The sequence below is a fragment of the Pseudoalteromonas phenolica genome (genome assembly GCF_044788725.1).
GTDB lineage: Bacteria > Pseudomonadota > Gammaproteobacteria > Enterobacterales > Alteromonadaceae > Pseudoalteromonas > Pseudoalteromonas phenolica_C.
On record NZ_CP173162.1, the window covers coordinates 548,656 to 566,017 of the forward strand.

Annotated in this window: 18 protein-coding genes; 10 read left to right on the forward strand and 8 right to left on the reverse strand. The window is 41.0% G+C overall.

What is annotated here, in order from left to right:
- Positions 1 to 61: 61 nt before the first annotated feature.
- Positions 62 to 682 carry an arylesterase gene (locus tag ACH784_RS19950; protein WP_404395388.1) on the reverse strand — a complete coding sequence of 207 codons (621 nt, stop codon included), beginning with the start codon at positions 680 to 682 and terminating at the stop codon, positions 62 to 64.
- Here ACH784_RS19950 and ACH784_RS19955 point away from each other — a divergent pair.
- From ACH784_RS19955 to ACH784_RS19965, 3 genes are read left to right on the forward strand one after another with little or no spacing between them, the layout of a single operon-like run.
- A complete protein-coding gene (locus tag ACH784_RS19955) occupies positions 681 to 1,394 on the forward strand; it encodes an ABC transporter ATP-binding protein (RefSeq protein ID WP_404395390.1) in 714 nt (237 codons plus the stop codon). The two genes, ACH784_RS19950 and ACH784_RS19955, sit on opposite strands and share 2 nt — an antisense overlap.
- Positions 1,384 to 3,885, forward strand: coding sequence for an ABC transporter permease (locus tag ACH784_RS19960; RefSeq protein WP_404395391.1), 2,502 nt, complete (start codon positions 1,384 to 1,386; stop codon positions 3,883 to 3,885). Before ACH784_RS19955 ends, ACH784_RS19960 begins: the two co-directional genes overlap by 11 nt.
- 41 nt (positions 3,886 to 3,926) lie before the next feature.
- The gene (locus tag ACH784_RS19965; RefSeq protein WP_404395393.1) at positions 3,927 to 4,277 is read left to right on the forward strand and encodes a VOC family protein; all 351 of its coding nucleotides are present in this window, start codon (positions 3,927 to 3,929) and stop codon (positions 4,275 to 4,277) included.
- Positions 4,278 to 4,370: 93 nt separating this feature from the next.
- Here the strand turns inward: ACH784_RS19965 and ACH784_RS19970 are convergent, their stop codons facing one another.
- Entirely contained in the window at positions 4,371 to 5,102 is a 732-nt protein-coding gene (locus ACH784_RS19970) for an MBL fold metallo-hydrolase (RefSeq protein WP_404395395.1), read from the reverse strand.
- Positions 5,099 to 5,716 (reverse strand): chemotaxis protein, encoded by a 618-nt coding sequence (locus ACH784_RS19975; RefSeq protein ID WP_404395397.1) that lies wholly within the window; start codon positions 5,714 to 5,716, stop codon positions 5,099 to 5,101. The genes ACH784_RS19970 and ACH784_RS19975 overlap by 4 nt, the downstream gene beginning before the upstream one ends.
- Positions 5,717 to 5,852: 136 nt before the next feature.
- Here ACH784_RS19975 and ACH784_RS19980 point away from each other — a divergent pair, with 136 nt between their 5' ends.
- Positions 5,853 to 8,771, forward strand: a complete 2,919-nt coding sequence (locus tag ACH784_RS19980) for an EAL domain-containing protein (protein ID WP_404395399.1) — start codon at positions 5,853 to 5,855, stop codon at positions 8,769 to 8,771.
- Positions 8,772 to 8,792: 21 nt separating this feature from the next.
- On the opposite strand, the gene ACH784_RS19985 is transcribed toward ACH784_RS19980, so the two are convergent.
- The gene (locus ACH784_RS19985; protein ID WP_404395401.1) at positions 8,793 to 9,068 is read right to left on the reverse strand and encodes a SelT/SelW/SelH family protein; all 276 of its coding nucleotides are present in this window, start codon (positions 9,066 to 9,068) and stop codon (positions 8,793 to 8,795) included.
- 55 nt (positions 9,069 to 9,123) lie between these two features.
- Here ACH784_RS19985 and ACH784_RS19990 point away from each other — a divergent pair, with 55 nt between their 5' ends.
- The gene (locus tag ACH784_RS19990; RefSeq protein WP_404395403.1) at positions 9,124 to 10,272 is read left to right on the forward strand and encodes an exo-beta-N-acetylmuramidase NamZ domain-containing protein; all 1,149 of its coding nucleotides are present in this window, start codon (positions 9,124 to 9,126) and stop codon (positions 10,270 to 10,272) included.
- Positions 10,273 to 10,298: 26 nt separating this feature from the next.
- Here ACH784_RS19990 and ACH784_RS19995 read toward each other — a convergent pair whose 3' ends face one another.
- A complete protein-coding gene (locus ACH784_RS19995) occupies positions 10,299 to 11,153 on the reverse strand; it encodes a MurR/RpiR family transcriptional regulator (protein WP_404395405.1) in 855 nt (284 codons plus the stop codon).
- A 251-nt stretch (positions 11,154 to 11,404) separates the two neighbouring features.
- Between ACH784_RS19995 and ACH784_RS20000 the strand changes: the two genes are divergently transcribed.
- Entirely contained in the window at positions 11,405 to 12,778 is a 1,374-nt protein-coding gene (locus tag ACH784_RS20000; RefSeq protein ID WP_404395407.1) for a Na+/H+ antiporter NhaC family protein, read from the forward strand.
- Positions 12,779 to 12,788: 10 nt separating this feature from the next.
- Here the strand turns inward: ACH784_RS20000 and ACH784_RS20005 are convergent, their stop codons facing one another.
- The 3 genes from ACH784_RS20005 to ACH784_RS20015 form a co-directional block, all read right to left on the reverse strand.
- Positions 12,789 to 13,388 (reverse strand): hypothetical protein, encoded by a 600-nt coding sequence (locus ACH784_RS20005; protein ID WP_404395408.1) that lies wholly within the window; start codon positions 13,386 to 13,388, stop codon positions 12,789 to 12,791.
- Positions 13,378 to 13,929: an RNA polymerase sigma factor gene (locus ACH784_RS20010; RefSeq protein ID WP_404395409.1), complete on the reverse strand. Its 552-nt coding sequence runs from the start codon at positions 13,927 to 13,929 to the stop codon at positions 13,378 to 13,380. Before ACH784_RS20010 ends, ACH784_RS20005 begins: the two co-directional genes overlap by 11 nt.
- 101 nt (positions 13,930 to 14,030) lie before the next feature.
- Positions 14,031 to 14,666, reverse strand: coding sequence for an energy transducer TonB (locus ACH784_RS20015; RefSeq protein WP_404395410.1), 636 nt, complete (start codon positions 14,664 to 14,666; stop codon positions 14,031 to 14,033).
- Positions 14,667 to 14,793: 127 nt separating this feature from the next.
- Between ACH784_RS20015 and ACH784_RS20020 the strand changes: the two genes are divergently transcribed.
- From ACH784_RS20020 to ACH784_RS20035, 4 genes are all read left to right on the forward strand, one after another.
- Positions 14,794 to 15,300 (forward strand): DUF3087 domain-containing protein, encoded by a 507-nt coding sequence (locus tag ACH784_RS20020; RefSeq protein WP_404395411.1) that lies wholly within the window; start codon positions 14,794 to 14,796, stop codon positions 15,298 to 15,300.
- Positions 15,301 to 15,372: 72 nt separating this feature from the next.
- Positions 15,373 to 15,987, forward strand: coding sequence for a GTP cyclohydrolase II (gene ribA, locus ACH784_RS20025; protein WP_404395412.1), 615 nt, complete (start codon positions 15,373 to 15,375; stop codon positions 15,985 to 15,987).
- A gap of 105 nt (positions 15,988 to 16,092) precedes the next feature.
- Positions 16,093 to 16,899: a BPSS1780 family membrane protein gene (locus tag ACH784_RS20030; protein WP_404395413.1), complete on the forward strand. Its 807-nt coding sequence runs from the start codon at positions 16,093 to 16,095 to the stop codon at positions 16,897 to 16,899.
- The gene (locus tag ACH784_RS20035) at positions 16,899 to 17,360 is read left to right on the forward strand and encodes a regulatory protein RecX (RefSeq protein ID WP_404395415.1); all 462 of its coding nucleotides are present in this window, start codon (positions 16,899 to 16,901) and stop codon (positions 17,358 to 17,360) included. Before ACH784_RS20030 ends, ACH784_RS20035 begins: the two co-directional genes overlap by 1 nt.
- Positions 17,361 to 17,362: the final 2 nt, after the last annotated feature.

The window sequence follows — 17,362 nt, forward strand, 5'->3', positions numbered from 1 at the left end:
AGAAAAAATGTTGTACGGGGGGATTGCTGCCACTGTAAAGCAGCAATCAAATCGGCTGAAATTATTTGCCTAACCAGGTATTAAATTCACGCTGCATAAAGTCCCTAATGAGTGGCTGAGCATCGGCGTTAGGGTGCAAATTATCTTGCAACATCAGTGATTTATCTGTGGCGATTTCAACCATAAAATAAGGCATTAAATAGCTGTTTGTCGCTTCTGTCACTTTGCCATAAGTGTCTGCGAACATCTTTGTGTATCTTGGGCCTAAGTTAGGTGGAATTTGAATGGCCATTACTGCGACTTCAGCTCCTGCAGCTTGGCTTTTTTCAACCAGAGTCGTGAGGTTTTTGCTCAGAATCTTCACTGGGAAGCCGCGAATTCCGTCGTTACCACCAAGTTCTATCAGTACATGAGTTGGCTTATGGGCTTTTAGCCAGGCATCGATTTTTAACAACGCATTATCTGTGGTTTGTCCGCTTATGGCTGTATTGATAATTTCGATATCACTTTGTTCTTGCTTATATTTATTTTGTAACAAATAAACCCAAGCTTGCTCTTGTTCAAGCCCGTAGCCAGCGCTTAAGCTATCTCCTATGATCATGATCTTGTCTTTTGCGAAACTCGTAGAAGTAATTAGTAAAAGTGCAAGAAATACAGCTAACTTAAGGAATTCTCGTAACATGTCGGTACTTTCTCAGTTGAATATTATAAAAGTCGAAGGACTCAGCAAACGCGTCAACACCCTTGAAGGTGAGCTTACTATCCTTAGTGATATCAATTTTGCTGTCAAGCCCGGTGAGTCAGTTGCGATTGTTGGTGCATCGGGATCGGGTAAGTCAACCTTGTTGAGCTTGTTAGCGGGGCTTGATATCGCCAGCAGTGGTGACGTGCACTTAGATGGTGAAGCGTTAAGCCAGCTCGACGAAGAGCAGCGAGCAAGAATTCGCGCTGAGAAAGTTGGCTTTGTATTTCAATCTTTCATGCTAGTACAGAGCTTAACGGCGCTTGAGAATGTGATGCTGCCCGCTGAACTTGCAGGCGATCACAGTGCGAAAGAGCAAGCCGTTGAATTGCTGAAAAAAGTAGGTTTAGAGCATCGTTTAGGCCATTACCCATCACAACTATCAGGCGGTGAACAGCAACGTGTCGCCATTGCCAGAGCATTTATTGGTTCGCCAAAAATTCTTTTTGCGGACGAGCCTTCGGCTAATTTAGATACTAAGAACGGGCATATTATTGAGAATTTGTTGTTTGACTTAAACAAGCAAAATGGCACCACGCTTATTTTAGTCACTCATGATGAGCAATTGGCTCAACAGTGTGATCGTATCATTCACATCGAGGGTGGTATGTTAGAGCAAATTCGTGAAGGAGTGGCGGCGAATGTGGGTTAAGTTAGCGTTTAAATTATTCTCACGAGAATTTCGACGCGGCGAACTAAGTATTATTTTTGCTGCGATTGCACTGGCGGTACTCACGGTATTTAGCTTGGCGTCGGTAACGGAGCGTATTGGTCTTAATATTGAGCAAAAAACAGCAGACTTTATAGCGGCTGATCGCCGACTATCAAGCAACCATGAATTTGAGCCTATGATCCTCGACACAGCTCAAGAGTATGGCCTTGATACTGCAAAAATGTTGTATTTCGACTCTATGTTGTTTGCCAACGATGAGTTGGTACTTGGCTCAGTAAAAGCGGTATCTAGTTCATACCCGCTGAAAGGCCAAGTCGAGTTAAAAGATAATCTCGAAGGGCAAAGCTATCCGATTCGTGGCGCGCCCGAGCCAGGCACTTTGTGGTTAAGCGAAGGTTTGTTTTATAGCATGGGCTTAAAGGTCGGTGATACTGTCGAGCTTGGTGCAGGCGAGTTTATCGTCGCGAAAGTCCTGATGAGTGAGCCTGACGCACCGTTGTTCTCACTTGCTGGTAATAAGCGCGTATTACTAAATTATGCGGATATTGGCCGAACTCAAGCGGTACAGCCTGGCAGTCGGGTATTCCATCGCTTATTATTTGCAGGCCCTGAGCAAGCACTCACTGATTATTATGCTTGGTTAAAACCGCAATTGAAATCAAACCAGAGTTGGCAGGGGATCAAAGATAGACAGTCACCACTTGGTGAAAACCTTGCCCGTGCCGAGCGCTTCTTGCTGTTAGCTGGTTTGTTTGGGATCATGCTTGCAGCGGTTGCTATGGCAGTTTCAGCCAAACGTTATTGTGAGCGTCAATACGACCCTGTGGCAATGATGAAAACCCTAGGGGGCAGTCGCGCTACAGTCAGAAAAATCTTTCTCACTCACTTGTCTTTGGTGACATTATTTTCAATTGTGATAGGTCTGGTTATTGGCTCAGTTCTGCAAAGTGTCGCTGCGGATTATCTAGCAAACTTTATGGATACCACATTGCCAGAAGCAGGGGCTAAGCCTTGGTTATTAGCTGTATTTATCGGTGTCGTATGTGCTTTGATGTTCTCGCTTAAACCGCTGTTAGATTTATTTGATATTCCTCCATTACGTGTTTTACGCCGTAATTTAGGCGACAGCCTTGCTTTGAGTAAGGTACATATTGGCGTATCTATTTTGACGATTTTCGTTTTAATGTGGCTGTTCAGTGGTCAAATCATCACAACCTTAGTGTTGTTTGCTTCTACATTACTGGTCATTGCAGTGCTGTTTGGTATTTCTCGTTTAATTTTTGCTGCTGGTCGTAGACTTGGCTTGCGTCCAGGATCTAGCTGGTCTTTGGCCATCGCCACATTACAAAAGCGTGCTAACACCAATGCCGTGCAGTTGATCACCTTTGCGCTTGCGATTAAGTTGATGTTGTTTTTAGTGGTACTGAAAAACGACATGATCTCAGATTGGCAGATGCAGGTGCCAGAAGATGCGCCAAACATGTTTTTGATTAACATTGCTGAGAATGAAATCTCCCCGATTAGACAATATTTCGACGAAAATCAAATCACGCATGAAGCGTTCTTTCCGGTATTCAATGCGCGTGTAAACGCCGTCAATGGTGAAGAATTTGCCCGTCGCGTATCAAAACAAGAAGGTGAAGAAGAAGACGAAAATGCCCGCCAAGGGGTGAATCGTGAGCCCAACTTAACTTGGTTAGACGAAGTGCCAGAAGGCAATGAAATCGTAGAGGGGGAGTGGTTTAGTGACTCTGAGCGGTTAGAAGTGTCTGTGTTTGATGGTTGGAAAGAACGTCTTGATTTAAAACTGGGTGACGAAATAGAGTTTTTGATTAATGAGCAAAAGTTTACCGCCACGGTAACCAGTTTTAGAACCGTAGACTGGGGCACTTTAAAACCAAACTTTGTGATGATCTTAAGCCCTAACTTTGCGGGTAAAATTCCGGTCACTTATTTCAGTGCGGCTAAACTTGAAGCACAGCACACTAAAGGTATTAGTAAGTTATTGCAGCAATATCCGACAATAAGCATGATCGATATAAAAAACCGTATTAAGCAGGCGCAGTCGATGATATCTCAAGTGTCATTAGCGATCGGTTTTGTACTTATGATTGTATTGTTTAGTGGTGCGCTTGTGCTTATCTCTCAAGTGCAAGCAAGTCTTGCAGAGCGTATGCAAGAAGTGGTGATCTTACGAACTTTAGGCGCTAAAGGTCGCCTGATTAAGCTTGCTACACTTTATGAGTTTTTACTATTGGGTGCGATAGCAGGTATTGTTGCTGCGTTAGTAAGTGATATTGCCTTGTTGATTATTCAACAACAACTATTTGCTGTTGATGGTCGCTTACATCCGTATATTTGGGTGTTAGGGCCTTTGGTGGGAGCGAGTTTTGTGGCATTGATTGGCTACTTTATGGTGGCAAAAACCATGCGCCAGAATACCCAAAAACTGCTACGCTCTCTGGCATAATTATTTAAATCTAGTTCTAGTTACTTACAAGGAATTTAAAGATGAAACATCATGCAATTAATTACGTTGAGTTCGCTGCGAAAGATTTAGGCAGTACAGAAGCGTTTTTTCACCGCGTGTTCGGCTGGGACTTCACCCCTTATGGTCCTGAATACATTGCTTTTAGTGGCTCAGGGCTCGAGGGTGGTTTTTACCAAGCCGATAAAATGGCAAATGTCAGCTCAGGGAGTGCACTGGTGGTGATTTATAGTGAAAACTTAGAACGCAGCTTTGAGCAGGTGCAAAAGGCCGGTGGCACGATTTGCCAAGAGATCTTTGCATTCCCCGGTGGGCGACGTTTTCACTTTTTAGAGCCTAGTGGTAACGAGCTGGCAATTTGGTCTGATAAGTAACTAAAGCGCTTACTAGTCCAAAATAAATTAAATAAAAAACCCAAACTTGATGTTTGGGTTTTTTATTGTTCAAAGAGAAGTGCTTCTTCTTTGCTAAGAAGCAATGCCCACATCCAACTTGGCGAACCATTCTAAGAATTCTTGAACAGCTTCACCTTTGAAAATACGACCATGCTGTGGTGCCATCATCTCGATATCCAGTTCTTTCACGCGAGCAATCCAATTGCTTTTTGCTCTGTTTGAGGGCATCCAACGACGGTGGAAATACTCCATATGTTTAACATGTGCGGCAAAATCATCGACAAACATAGGCACCTCACCGTGCTCTAGAGACGCGCCAATATCACCACTCATCAGTATTTTTGCTTGCGGGTCGTAAACATTAAAGTTACCCGATGAATGCAAGTAATGAGCTGGCACAAATTTTAACGTTGCAGAGCCTACTCTGACTTCGCCACCTTCATCTTTGATTGGCACATATTCAATATTTTCCATTCCAAAATGGCGGATAAATCCCTCCCAGAGCCAAGGCGCATGCAGCTTGGCATTTGGAATGGTTTTATCCCAAAGACCCAGAGAAGAAATGATGTCAGGATCTTGGTGCGACGCAAATAACGTAGTCACATGCTCTAGGTCAACGTGCTTTAAAATGCTGGCTAGCATGGGGGAAAATAGCTCCACACCACCGGGATCAAGAATGATGGCTTCTTGAGAGCTTTTAATTAGGTATTGGTTAGTATCGATGATTTTTTCTGGTTTACTGTCATCACGCCCCAGTACTATCCATGTGTGACTCGCACTTGAGTATAGCTCGGTTGATTTCAACGCATTACTCCTCTTAATTTTGAAATTTCACTGAGGTTATCTGTCACTGCTGCTTTGATTCTTTTTGCAGCACTGGCTATAAAGTCTGATACCCCTTGCAGGCTTTCACTGAAATCCCCTGCATTTGAGGCTTCTACACGGCTCGTAACAGCAATGTATTCGGCACTGCGCATTTGTTTTTGTATGTCTTCAAAATAACTTTCTAAGTTGAAGATGGCACGCTCCAAATCTTTTGATTTAATAATTAAATCATCACATCCTGCAGAAAGTAGTTTATCTAATGTTTTGCTATCAGATGCTTTTTTTGCTTTTTGAATATGATTGATAAAATTACTACAGCGTACAACCGCAAGCGCCAAGGTAAAAAGCTGGTTAGAAAGCTTGCTGATTTCAGCTGTAGTCTTAATTGTTTGATCTGAAAACTCGTCAATAAAGTTAGTAATAGGTTTAAAGCCAAAGGCTGAATCACCCGCTCGAAGCGCAACAACGCGGGCATTTTTTGCTGTGAGTGACAGGTTTTTTGCTTCGGTCAAAATGATATCTAGGTTGGCAATGATATTGGCAACCCGAATAAAATTTCCAACAGCATCAGATGATTGAGCAGCTTTAAGCATTATTTCGCTCTTATGAATATTTTTATTGAGCATAGATAATAAATTCAGAAGTTTCTAGGCTAGGTTTAAGCTTTTATTATAGTTGCTTTGTTACCTTGATAATTTGAGCTTCATCATAAACACTTAAGATTGGTTAATGTTGATTTGGGAAGAATGGATGCATCGCAACAACATGGCAATATCATATGTCATCGGTTTTATTGCCTACGCTTTTGTTACTTATTGTGCGGCTCTTTTTGGAGAGGCATCTACGCGTCCTGAATCTTTTTCTGCAAACTTTTTGTTGTTGGCTGACATTACAGCTCTATTTATTGCAAAGCGTTATTGGCAAAACAAGCCCATCCTTTTCTTTTCATTGCTTACGCCCTTATTGGTTATTAGTTTGTGGCTGGTTTCAACACCGCTTTATTTTATTTTAGCGAGTGCGGGGCATGTGCTTACCACTGCTTTGGTGTTTTATTTTGCTCTAGAAGTCAAAAAATTCGAAGAAAGAAACACAGGGTTAAAATATCAAGCTTTTGTTTACGGTATCGGTTTGTTGGCCTTTATAGGTACTGGCTTCATGCTCTCCTGGGTGGTGTCTATTATATCTGAAAACGACAATATCTCTTTGATGGGGCAGTTATTTCAAAGCACAGCCATTTTGTTGTTAATTTCAAACTCATTATTTAGTGAAGAGCTTAATACTCATAACGTTTGGGATAGAAGCTTGTTGTTAGTAGCTTTATTTAGCTTGTCTACTTTTGTCATTGTGCCGTTTTCTCTTGATAGTTTTTTTCTTATTAATCTGATGTTTTTTATTGCTAGCAGAGTGATTTTAAAGACTAAACAGTTTGTTATGTTCAACTTTTTTCTAGCCGGATTGTTTACCGTCGTTTTGGTTGTAGAGGCGGTTATTCGCCCATCACAGTTAGGTTTAAATGAAAGTGTTGAGTTGCTATTTTTAGTTTGTTTGAGCTTATTCTTGCAGCACGCGTTACTCGCAACAGAGCGTTTTCAACATAGTTTTGAACATAGCCATGTGATGCTAGTAACAATTGATGAGCAAGGTCGAATTGTTCATGCAAGTAAGGGCTTTCTCGAAGCAATGAATTGTGTATTCGAAGAGGTTCGAGGACAGAATATAAGTCACTTTTTACGTGAAGATAGTGCGAGTAAACTACTTAAACATGCTGCTCAAGGACATGCTCACTTCTACATCCCCGAAATAAAACTAAAAACACCATCGCAGCAAACACTTTCTTTAAGCTTGTTTGCTGATGTGGTGGATGATCAAGATAAGCACACGCAAACCATCATTTCACTACAAGACATCTCTGATAAGTTAATGCTAACGCAGGCTTTATCAGAAGAAAAAGAGTTATTAGAAGTCACGTTGAGCTCAATTGGTGACGGAGTTGTTTGTACCGATAAGCAAAGTCGTATCACTTATATGAATCCTGTTGCTGAGGCTGTTTTGGCTAAACTAACCAAAGAAGTAAAGGGGAAGCCTTTTTCAGAAGTTATGCCGCTATTTCATGAAGATACCCTTGAGCCCATTGAACGTGTTACAGATAGCTGTATGCGGCAACGAACAACCATGGGATTGCCTGAATTAACGTGTATAAAAAACCATTTAGGGTTGGTGTTTGCGATTCAGGACTCGATTTCTCCCATTTATAGTAAATCTGGAGAAATCATTGGCTCTGTGATGGTGTTTCAAGATGTCACTGAATCACGCATGATGAGCAAAAAAATGAATCACTTGGCGCATCATGATGCGCTAACGGGTTTACCTAATCGTTTGTTATTACAAGATAGATTAGCTCAGGCTTGTAAGCGAGCAGATAGAAATCAGCACTCATTTGCGGTGATCTTTATTGATTTAGATAAGTTTAAAAATATTAATGATTCATTGGGTCACGATGCTGGAGATCAATTGTTGCAAGAAGTGGCGCATCGTCTTAACCGCGGGTTGAGGAACTGTGACACCGTTGCTCGAATGGGGGGAGATGAGTTTGTTATTTTAGTTGATAGCATCAAAGCGCGAGCACATATTCATACAGTTATTGAAAAAGTGTTATCAACTTGCAGTGGAGAGTATGAATTAAAAGGGATACAACTTAATGTAACACTGAGTGCAGGGATTGCAGTATACCCTGATGATGGGATTAATTCTGAGATGCTCATGAAACATGCCGATACTGCTATGTATAGAGCTAAAAAAATCAATAAGAGTAATTTTCAATTTTATAATCCTCAGCTAGATAAAGAAGTTGAACAGCGTATAGAGCGTGAAGCAGAATTGGCCCAGGGCTTAAAGCATCGACAATTTGAACCTTATTTTCAGGCAATTGTGAATGCAAAAAGTTTTGCTTTAGAAAAGCTCGAAATGCTTGCGCGTTGGAAAACACAAGAGAAGTTAAAAGGCCCGCATGAGTTTATAAATATTGCTGAAGAAGCCGGCTTGATGAATAAGGTGACTTTGCAATTACTAGAAAAAGCCATGACGTCGTTAGTACGCTGGATAACCACATCGGTGAGTTTGCAGCTCAGTATTAATCTAACAGCGGAGCAGCTACTAGATAATGACTTTTTACGTGAGTTTGAGCTTTTACTTGATAAGTATCAAATCCCTCCTAAAAATATTGAATTAGAAATTACTGAAACTTCACTGATAGCGAATTTAGAAGATATGAGGCATTCGCTAGAAGTGCTTCAAGACAAAGGGTTTAGTATTGCCATTGATGATTTTGGCACAGGATATTCTAGTCTTACTTATCTTAAACATCTGAAATTCAATACTCTCAAAATTGATAAAAAGTTTGTCGATGACCTTAATTTTGAAAGCGAAGATGATGATTTGGCAGTGGTGATCATCAACATGGCGAAAAGCTTAGGGGTAAATACGGTTGCTGAAGGTGTTGAGTATTGCGGGCAAGCAAAACGATTAGCCGATGCGGGTTGTTCTCAACTACAAGGTTATTGCTTTGCCAAGCCTATGCCCATAGATGCCATTAGTAATATGGTCGAGTTGGGCACAGTGATGAGTCAAATACATAGAAAGATGACTTAGCCGGCGAAGCTTAAACTAATGCTATTTATCTATATGTCCTAAATCTCTACTTGGATCGAGTTTGTCTCGTACACGGCGTTTTAGCTCTTTTGCCTCGGGAAAACCGCCATCTAGCTTTCGACACCAAATTAACTCGTCGTTATAGTAAATTTCAAACACGCCTTTTGAAGCCGGTGCGATGGCGACTTGTTGTAAATCATCACTAAAGGTTGAGAGTAATTCTTGGGCAAGCCATCCACTCCGCAGGAGCCACTGGCACAAAACACAATAATGAATGGTAATAGTCGGTTTTTTCATTGTTTTTTAGCGCAAATTGGTATGATGCGTACATTATGTCTGAAAGGGTTTTGTTGTGAAAGCCAAGCTATTATTGATTTTAATCTTGTTATTTAGTCCTTTATTAAAAGCACTAGAAGTCGGTGCTGAGCAAGTGCAAACATATTTACCATTATTAAAAGACAAGCGCGTTGCTTTAGTTGTGAATCAATCAGCTCAGATGAGAGGGCAGCATCTACTTGATGTGCTATTAGAGAAGCAAATTGACGTAAAAAAAGTATTTTCTCCTGAGCATGGCTTTCGCGGAAAGCAGGACGCTGGTGCTAAGATCAATGACCAACTAGATAGCAAAACGGGTTTGCCGATTATTTCTTTATACGGAAAATCGAAAAAGCCTAAGTTAACCGATTTAGCTGATGTGGATGTCATTATTTTTGATATTCAAGATGTGGGTGTTCGCTTTTACACTTATATCAGTACCATGCATTATGTTCTTGAGGCTGCCGCTGAAGCCGGTAAAAAGGTCATCGTGCTAGATAGACCTAACCCGAACATAAACTTAATTGATGGGCCAGTTTTAGAGCCCGAGTTTCAATCATTTGTGGGGATGCACCCAATCCCAGTATTGCATGGCATGACAGTGGGAGAGCTTGCAAAGATGATAGTGGGAGAAGGCTGGTTAACTACCAATAAGCAACCTGAGTTAACTGTGATTGCAGTATCAGATTACGACTTATCACAGCCTTTCGATTTGCCCATTAAGCCGAGTCCAAATTTGCCGAATAGCCAATCTATTGCGCTTTACCCCTCGTTGTGTTTTTTTGAGGCAACGCCTGTGTCTGTTGGCCGTGGTACCGAATTTCCATTTCAAGTATTTGGTCACAATGACGTAAAGCTGGGAGAGTTTCAATTTACCCCAATCTCAACGCCTGGTGCTGCGCTAAATCCTAAACTAAAAGATACAATCGTATATGGTCAAGACCTAAGAGCTTACCAAAGTACAGGATTTGACTTAGCCTGGTTTGTGGGTGCTTACAATGCTTTTAAGGCTCAGAATATAGGGTTTTTTAAGCATCCAAAGTTCATGGACAAATTAGCCGGTACAGATAAGCTAAGAAAGGCGATACTTTCAGGACAGTCTTTAACTGAGATTGAGCAAAGTTGGCAGCCTGAGCTTAAGGGTTTTAAGCTGCGCCGCCAACCTTATTTAATATATGAGCGTTAAGAGTGAATAAACGTCCTAACTTTTACTCAGCTGTGACGAAGTGCTCGCATATTCTCGTTGGCAAGAGACGCACGCTTTTGCCAACGGCTATGTGATTGGGTTAATCCTAAGAATAAAATGTCGGTAACTAAAGTGCTGGCAGTGCGAGTGAGAATTCCTGCATGTTCTACTGGCTCTTTTTCAAACGCCGTTGATAAAGTTAAGTCAGCCTGTTCTGTTAGAGCGTTATTGCCGTATTTAGAAATAGACACCACACAACATTCATTTTGTTTAGCTTGCTCAGCTAAAGTCACTACGCTTTTGCTGTCACCTGATGTGCTAATTGCAATAAACAGGTCGTCTTTATGCATGGTTGCTAAATAGGCTGAAGCGCTGATCTCATCAACTTGAGACAACGCAGGCAAGCCAATTTTTTGCAGCTTTAAAGCAAAGTCATTGGCGACAAGGTTGCTGCTACCAATACCGCTGATTAAGATTTTGCGGGCACTTTTGATTTTTGCAATGACCTGATTAAAGTCTTCGCTTTGATTAAGCTGTAGCGTTTCTTCCATCACGGTATTTTGATGCTGAATAAGCTGTGCAGCTAAATCGGTGATTGGATCATTGCTAGTTGTTGGTAAACGGTCGTTTGTGTTTAGCTGTTTTAAGCTTTGTAAATTTAAGTCATCAACGATGGCGAGTTTAAAAGTTGGGAATCCTTTATAGCCTAGTTTTTGCGAAAACTTGATCACACTTGATTGACTCACCCCTGCAGCTTGGGCAAGTTCGATTGATGATAGGGTTCTGATCTGTTGTGCGTTTTCAAGCACAAAATTCGCTAGCTTTGCTTCACTAGCAGAAAGCTGAGGCAATAATGCTTTTATTTTCGAAAATGATGACATGGTGTTTACTTCTTAGATAACGTTGTACCTATTATAGGGTTTTGCTCAAAAAAAGGTAGTACGTTTATTATTGTTATTTTCGATACAGTGTACCATTTTTGGTAAAAGTGTTACATAAGTGTTTTTTCTTAAAACGCAAAAGCTTGGTTTTTCAAGTTTTACTCTTTAAGCTTACAGGTTTGATCGTGCTTATCGAATTACATCTGATTACAGTAATTTGTAAAAAATAATGACTGCACTTAAGGAAATTTATGTCTTGGTATTCAATTTTGCCGCCGCTCATTGCCATCTTGGTCGTGTTTTGGCGCAAAGAAGTCATCATGGCTTTGCTTTTAGCCGTAGTAAGTTCTGAATTTTTATTGCTATATACGCAAGGGCAATCAGGTTTACTCACTTTTATAAACAGTGTTGAACGTGTTATCTCAGTGGCCACATCAGCCGGAAATAGCCGAATTTTAATATTTAGTATCGTTATTGGTGCTTTATTGGCTTACATTCGCGAGTCGGGTGGTGTTGCGGCGACAGTGAATAAGTTGATGAATCTTGGTGTTGCTAAAAGTAAGCGGCAAGTCGGATTACTTACCATGTTTACGGGTACTTCGGTATTTATCGAATCAAATATGAGTGTGCTTACCTCGGGTATTGTGTCTCGTGGTTTGTTCGATAAGTTTAAAATGAGTCGAGCCCGTTTGGCCTACATCATCGACAGTACCAGCGCGCCAGTATGTATTCTTATCTTGCTAAACGGTTGGGGGGCTTATGTACTCGGGCTATTAAGCAACTATGAGCTTGAACAGTCGGCGGTGAGTATTCTCTGGAGCTCTGTGGCCTTTAACTTTTACGCCATTATTGCTCTGCTGATAGTGCTTTACACCATAGTGTTTGACAAAGTGCATGGTCCAATGAAAGAGGCCGAGCAACAACTAGAAAAACAAAATTTAGAAATAGATGCGGGCCCAGCAGCCAGTAAAGCGCGCTTTATGTTAGTGCCATTATTGACGCTAATCGTCAGTATGGTTGGCTTTATGTTCTGGACTGGTAACGGCGAGCTTGCCAGTGGCAGCGGTTCTAAATCGGTGCTGTATGCCACAGTGTTAGCCTCTATGGTTGCATACTTGCAGCTAATTGCGCATAAGCAATTTACTCATCATGAGTTAGTGGATATTGGTTTTAAAGGTATGGGCGAGTTATTACCGCTAGTGAGTATTGTTCTATTGTCACTAACCTTAGGGGCAAGCTTAAAAGACTTAGGCACAGGACAATTTGTTGCTTCTTTGGTTGGTGATTATTTACCTATCTATTTGATTGTTCCTGTGCTGTTTTTAACTGGTGCTGTGATGTCGTTTACGACGGGGACGTCTTGGGGCACATTTGCTATTCTTATCCCAATTGGTGTACCGCTCATTCAAGCTTTAGGCTTACCAGCACCTTTGGTCGTAGGGGCGATCTTAAGTGGTGGTATTTTTGGTGATCACTGTTCACCAATCTCAGACACCAGCGCGGTGTCTGCACTGGCGTCGGGCTGTGACTTACTGACACATGTTAAAACGCAACTACCATATGCCTTGGTGGGCGGCTTATTCGCATTGATCAGCTTCTTTGTCGCAAGCCTGATCATGATTTAAGCAATGTAGATTAAGGGCAGCTATAAATGCCCTGATTTTGATTTAGGGTTGTTAGGTTAACTAGCAGCCCTTTTTTATTGCTAGTCAACGCTAACAGTTCGCCTTGATGCAATTGCCCGTCAAGGTTGAGATTTGATAAGTCACTCAGCAGTGACTTTTCTATCTCAAATAAAGTGTTCTCTTTACAGTCCGCAATAAGCAAAAATTCGCTGTTATTTTCGATTATCCGACCATGGAATGAACGTGCTTGAGCAAGCAGCTCTGAGTGTTTTGTTTGCACAGCGTCTGGATACTGTGGCTTTTGCTTACGGGTTATATGCACCGTATATTGACCGTTTTCTTTACCGTGGTGTTCAATATTGTCGTATTGCGTTAAATCAAGCGCATATAAATGTGTAACTTCGCTTTCGGGTTGTATCCACAGTGCACCCAAAAATAATAACCCCGCACACGCCATTGCCCATTGCGCTTGATGCCAAAACTTATTTTGCTTTGGTTGACGGCACTTTGCTTTTATTTGTTCAAGGTCTTGCTTAGATAAACCATGTTGCTGTTTTTGTCGTTGATAAGCTTGTTTGAGGGCTTTATCAAAATCATGATCATTTGCCATGGTTGTCTCCTAAACGCTGTTTCAAGGTTTGTTTGGCGTAGCGCAGTCTGGTTTTAATGGTTTCAGTTTCACTATTAGTAATCTTGGCGATTTCTTGCAAACTAAATCCCTCAAGTTGCAAGCTCAGTGCTTCACGCTGTAAGAAAGGCAGTGCAATAATGGCCTCATACATGGCGCCTTCTTTGTTCTCTATTTTGTCTTCGCCCGCAGCCTCGTGGAATTGCTCGTCAAGTGAGCAAAGGCGATTTTGTTTCTTGAATTCATCAAGTAAGGCGTTACGAGCAATTGAGAATAGCCATGCTTTTGGCGTTTGCTGATTGCGGTATAAGTGTCGCTTTTCGACTACAGTTAACCAGGTCTTTTGGCAAATATCTTGTGCTAACACTCCGTCACTTTGACCTTTTAGAAAGTGAAATAGGTCTTGGCTATAGGTGTTAATTAAGATTTCGATATAAACGTCTTCGCCAGTCTGTTGATACGCTTCGAGCGGATCCCTACTAGGGGAAACCTTGTGTAACCATGTCTTTAACGCAATCAGCATAGGCACTCACTCTCTATTATTTGTCCCTTTTGGTTGGTAATCTTTTTTATAGAAAACCAACCAATCCCAATGATTTAAACGCTTGTCTTTATAATTTAGTCTCATTGTTGGATTTTAAACTCTAACACAACTTGTAAACCGGTTTGCACTACAGCCTGACCGTTTTCTACTTTTGGGCGATACTTCCAACTTTTTAATGCTCTTAATGCTTCTCGGTTAAAAATACGTTTAGGTTCTGCATTGATAACTTGTGCATCAACGACGTTACCAGCTTTATCAATTGAAAATGCCAGTTCAACCCAACCCTCTTTACCTTCACGCGCTGCTTCAACCGGATACTTAGGATCGACTCGAACAATTGCCGTTGCGCCACTATCTTTTGGTGTCACAAATTGGGTATTCACAGGTGTATTATCAAATTCGATTTCTGGTCCGCCAATACCAATCTGCGGCCCTGTTACCTCTGCCGGTGTATTGGTCTGGGGCCTAGGCGGTTGCGCTTTTGGCTGTGGTGGCGGTGGTAAAGGGCGCGTTTTAATTTTTGTCTCTGAGTCTGGTCTATCTTGCATTATTTCTAAAACAATCGGCGGCTTAACCTCTGCTGGTGCTCTTTCATCGCTGCTGATCAAATAGTCCATAAAAGCGAATGCCGCAAAGGTGACAACCGCACCTATTGCAATTGACGCAGATGCTTTGCTTAAAGTTTGAGTTGGAGTTGGCTGAGTGTAAATCATCATAATGAGCGCCTCTTTTTGTTTGCTTATCCCTAAAACGACACAGCTTTCAAAAAGGGGTGAAAAAATTTTAAATTTTTTTATCAACCGTTCCACAGTACAATACGTATAGGTTTGCCGAGGAAGTAATATGCAGTTACAAGAAATTGATAAAACGCGTTATAGAAAACATCTGAATAAAGTGATTTTTGCCTGTATTGCCACGCTCACAGTGGGCAGTTTAGGAATAGCACAGTTGCTGATTTTATTGTTCCCAGATGCAGATGGTAGCCACTTTCATTGGAATTTACTGGGCGTGGTTGTGACTTCAATTGTTATAGGTTTGACTTTAAAAAAGGTTAAGTCGCACCCATTTATGTATGAAGTTGCTTACGTGTGGGATCTGAAACAAGCGCTTAATCGCATCACTCGAAAAATGATGGCAATCAAAAAAGCCTCTAAAGAGGGCGATATTGATGCGATGTTGGCAATGCAGTTTAGTTATTCTGGGTCTAAGCAACTTTGGACACTAGATGATAACACCATCACCATGGAAGACTTGAGTATGTGGCAAGCAGAATTGGATGCATTAGCGCGTGAATATCAAGTTGAATTGGATATTACCAAGTACGACGAGCGTATTTTAACTAAGTTTTAATGGGCTCATGAATTTCAAACTATCATTTTTGTGATAGTATCACATTTTTATTTTATTAGGTTCGCAAAAGTCGTGGCAGAAGTAAGAGCGAGAGTGAAGCTGAATGTAGGACAGCACAGTCAAATTCCTGCAGAAATTGTATCTTTTCATGGTCTACAAGACGGTGAAGAGCATGTAGCACTAATTTTTAATCAAGCTGATAAAGATGAAGTGCCGCTTATTCGTATGCACTCTGAGTGTTTAACTGGTGATGTTTTTCACTCCTCACGTTGTGACTGTGGTGAGCAGTTAAATGAATGTATCGAAACCATGCATGAGCAAGGTGGTATCATTTTATATTTACGCCAGGAAGGTCGCGGTATTGGTTTGTACAACAAAATTGATGCTTATGTGCTTCAATCTCAAGGTATGAACACCTACGAAGCAAATAATCATTTGGGTTTTGATGATGATTTACGTAACTTTTCTGATGCGGTTTTGATGCTTCAAGCGCTTGGTTTAGAACATGTTAAGCTGATGACAAATAATCCGCGTAAATTAAATGCTTTAAAAGATGCAGGTATTGAAGTTGAAAAAGTTGTTGGCACGCACGCGCACATTAAAGACGGTAACCGCCATTATCTTGAAGCGAAAGTAAAGCATGGCTCACATATGCTAGACATGGAAAAAGTGCCTCAGAAGAAATAGCGTTTACACTCACTTTGTTAGTAGAGTTAACAATGCGACCTGCGATGGTCGCATTTTGCGTTTTGATAGGTATAATCTCAGTGTTTTGATTAGTTTTAGGTCTTTATGTCGTCAAAGATAAAAGTATTTAGTGCCTCTGCGGGTGTGCAGTGGTTGAAACAAGGTTGGAATGTGTTTAAAACTCAGCCTTTGACCTTTATGTTCATGTATATCTTCATGATTGTCGTTGCGTTGATCCCGCTTGTGATGCCGCCACTTCAACTTGTTGCCGCTTTTACGGCACCGTTTTTAACCATAGGCTTTTATCTGGCCGTCATAAGCAAGCAGCAAGGTAAAACAATTAGCCTTGCCGATATTCTTAAGCCGTTTTCAATTAAAGGTCGTCGTTTAAATTTATTTAGACTTGGTTTATATCAAATGGGCGCCATTATTTTACTGACATTATTAGCAGATAGCCTGTTTTCAGATACCTTTGCTTTGATGCAACAAGCTGCAGAAAACCATAATCATGAGCAATTATTAGCTGAAGTAGTTAATACCTTGTCTATCGGTAATATTGGCGTATTTTTATTAGCCCATGCTGTTAACTTAATGGCATTTGCTTTTGCACTACCTTTGGTGTTCTTTAAAGGTGAAAATCGAATTTTTAAAGCACTTGGCCAATCGCTAAAAGTATTCCAAGTGAATATGATGCCATTAACGGTATTTAGTTTAGTCATTGGCATACTTATGTTGGCGGCAATGCCATTGAGTTTAGTCCCTTTACTTGTCATTATGCCGGTGGCGTACATTGGCTTTTTCTGTGCTTATCAAGCTATTTTCTCGCAAGATGATGTTGATACTGGTACGAACGGCAGTGATAAGCAGCCAGCACAAACAAATGAAATTAATACAGGTCGATTTGACGCTTAATGGATGACCAGCAAAAGCAGAAGCTTAAAAACTATGTGCTGTGGTTGTTGGGGCGACAAGAGTATTCACGTAAAGAATTGACCCAAAAGCTTAAGATGAAAGACGCGGATGACGACTTCATAGAGCAATTATTAAATTGGTGTGAGTCATTAGGATATATTGATGAGCATCGCTACTGCGAAAGCTTTTTACGCAGGCAAATAAATAAAGGCTTAGGGCAAAAACGTGTTTTGGCCGAAGCGACAAATAAAGGGGTTGATCGAGCCCAGCTAATGGCGCTAATTGAAGAACAAGAAATAGATTGGTTTGAATTAGCCCTAGAGACCTACCAAAGAAAATATGGTTTAGGCGATAAACAACTCGATTATAAAGAAAAAGCCAAACGAGTCAGATATATGATGTATCGAGGGTTTGGCTACGAAGAAATTAATTTTGCAATGCAAGCAACAATAGGTGACTGATC

Excerpts from the sequence above, each read along its gene's own strand:
- ACH784_RS19955 (WP_404395390.1), top strand. The coding sequence starts at position 681 with ATGTCGGTACTTTCTCAGTTGAATATTATAAAAGTCGAAGGACTCAGC.
- ACH784_RS19950 (WP_404395388.1), bottom strand. The coding sequence starts at position 682 with ATGTTACGAGAATTCCTTAAGTTAGCTGTATTTCTTGCACTTTTACTA.
- ACH784_RS19960 (WP_404395391.1), top strand. The coding sequence starts at position 1,384 with ATGTGGGTTAAGTTAGCGTTTAAATTATTCTCACGAGAATTTCGACGC.
- ACH784_RS19965 (WP_404395393.1), top strand. The coding sequence starts at position 3,927 with ATGAAACATCATGCAATTAATTACGTTGAGTTCGCTGCGAAAGATTTA.
- ACH784_RS19975 (WP_404395397.1), bottom strand. The coding sequence starts at position 5,716 with ATGCTTAAAGCTGCTCAATCATCTGATGCTGTTGGAAATTTTATTCGG.
- ACH784_RS19980 (WP_404395399.1), top strand. The coding sequence starts at position 5,853 with ATGTTGATTTGGGAAGAATGGATGCATCGCAACAACATGGCAATATCA.
- ACH784_RS19985 (WP_404395401.1), bottom strand. The coding sequence starts at position 9,068 with ATGAAAAAACCGACTATTACCATTCATTATTGTGTTTTGTGCCAGTGG.
- ACH784_RS19995 (WP_404395405.1), bottom strand. The coding sequence starts at position 11,153 with ATGTCATCATTTTCGAAAATAAAAGCATTATTGCCTCAGCTTTCTGCT.
- ACH784_RS20000 (WP_404395407.1), top strand. The coding sequence starts at position 11,405 with ATGTCTTGGTATTCAATTTTGCCGCCGCTCATTGCCATCTTGGTCGTG.
- ACH784_RS20005 (WP_404395408.1), bottom strand. The coding sequence starts at position 13,388 with ATGGCAAATGATCATGATTTTGATAAAGCCCTCAAACAAGCTTATCAA.
- ACH784_RS20010 (WP_404395409.1), bottom strand. The coding sequence starts at position 13,929 with ATGCTGATTGCGTTAAAGACATGGTTACACAAGGTTTCCCCTAGTAGG.
- ACH784_RS20015 (WP_404395410.1), bottom strand. The coding sequence starts at position 14,666 with ATGATGATTTACACTCAGCCAACTCCAACTCAAACTTTAAGCAAAGCA.
- ACH784_RS20020 (WP_404395411.1), top strand. The coding sequence starts at position 14,794 with ATGCAGTTACAAGAAATTGATAAAACGCGTTATAGAAAACATCTGAAT.
- ACH784_RS20030 (WP_404395413.1), top strand. The coding sequence starts at position 16,093 with ATGTCGTCAAAGATAAAAGTATTTAGTGCCTCTGCGGGTGTGCAGTGG.
- ACH784_RS20035 (WP_404395415.1), top strand. The coding sequence starts at position 16,899 with ATGGATGACCAGCAAAAGCAGAAGCTTAAAAACTATGTGCTGTGGTTG.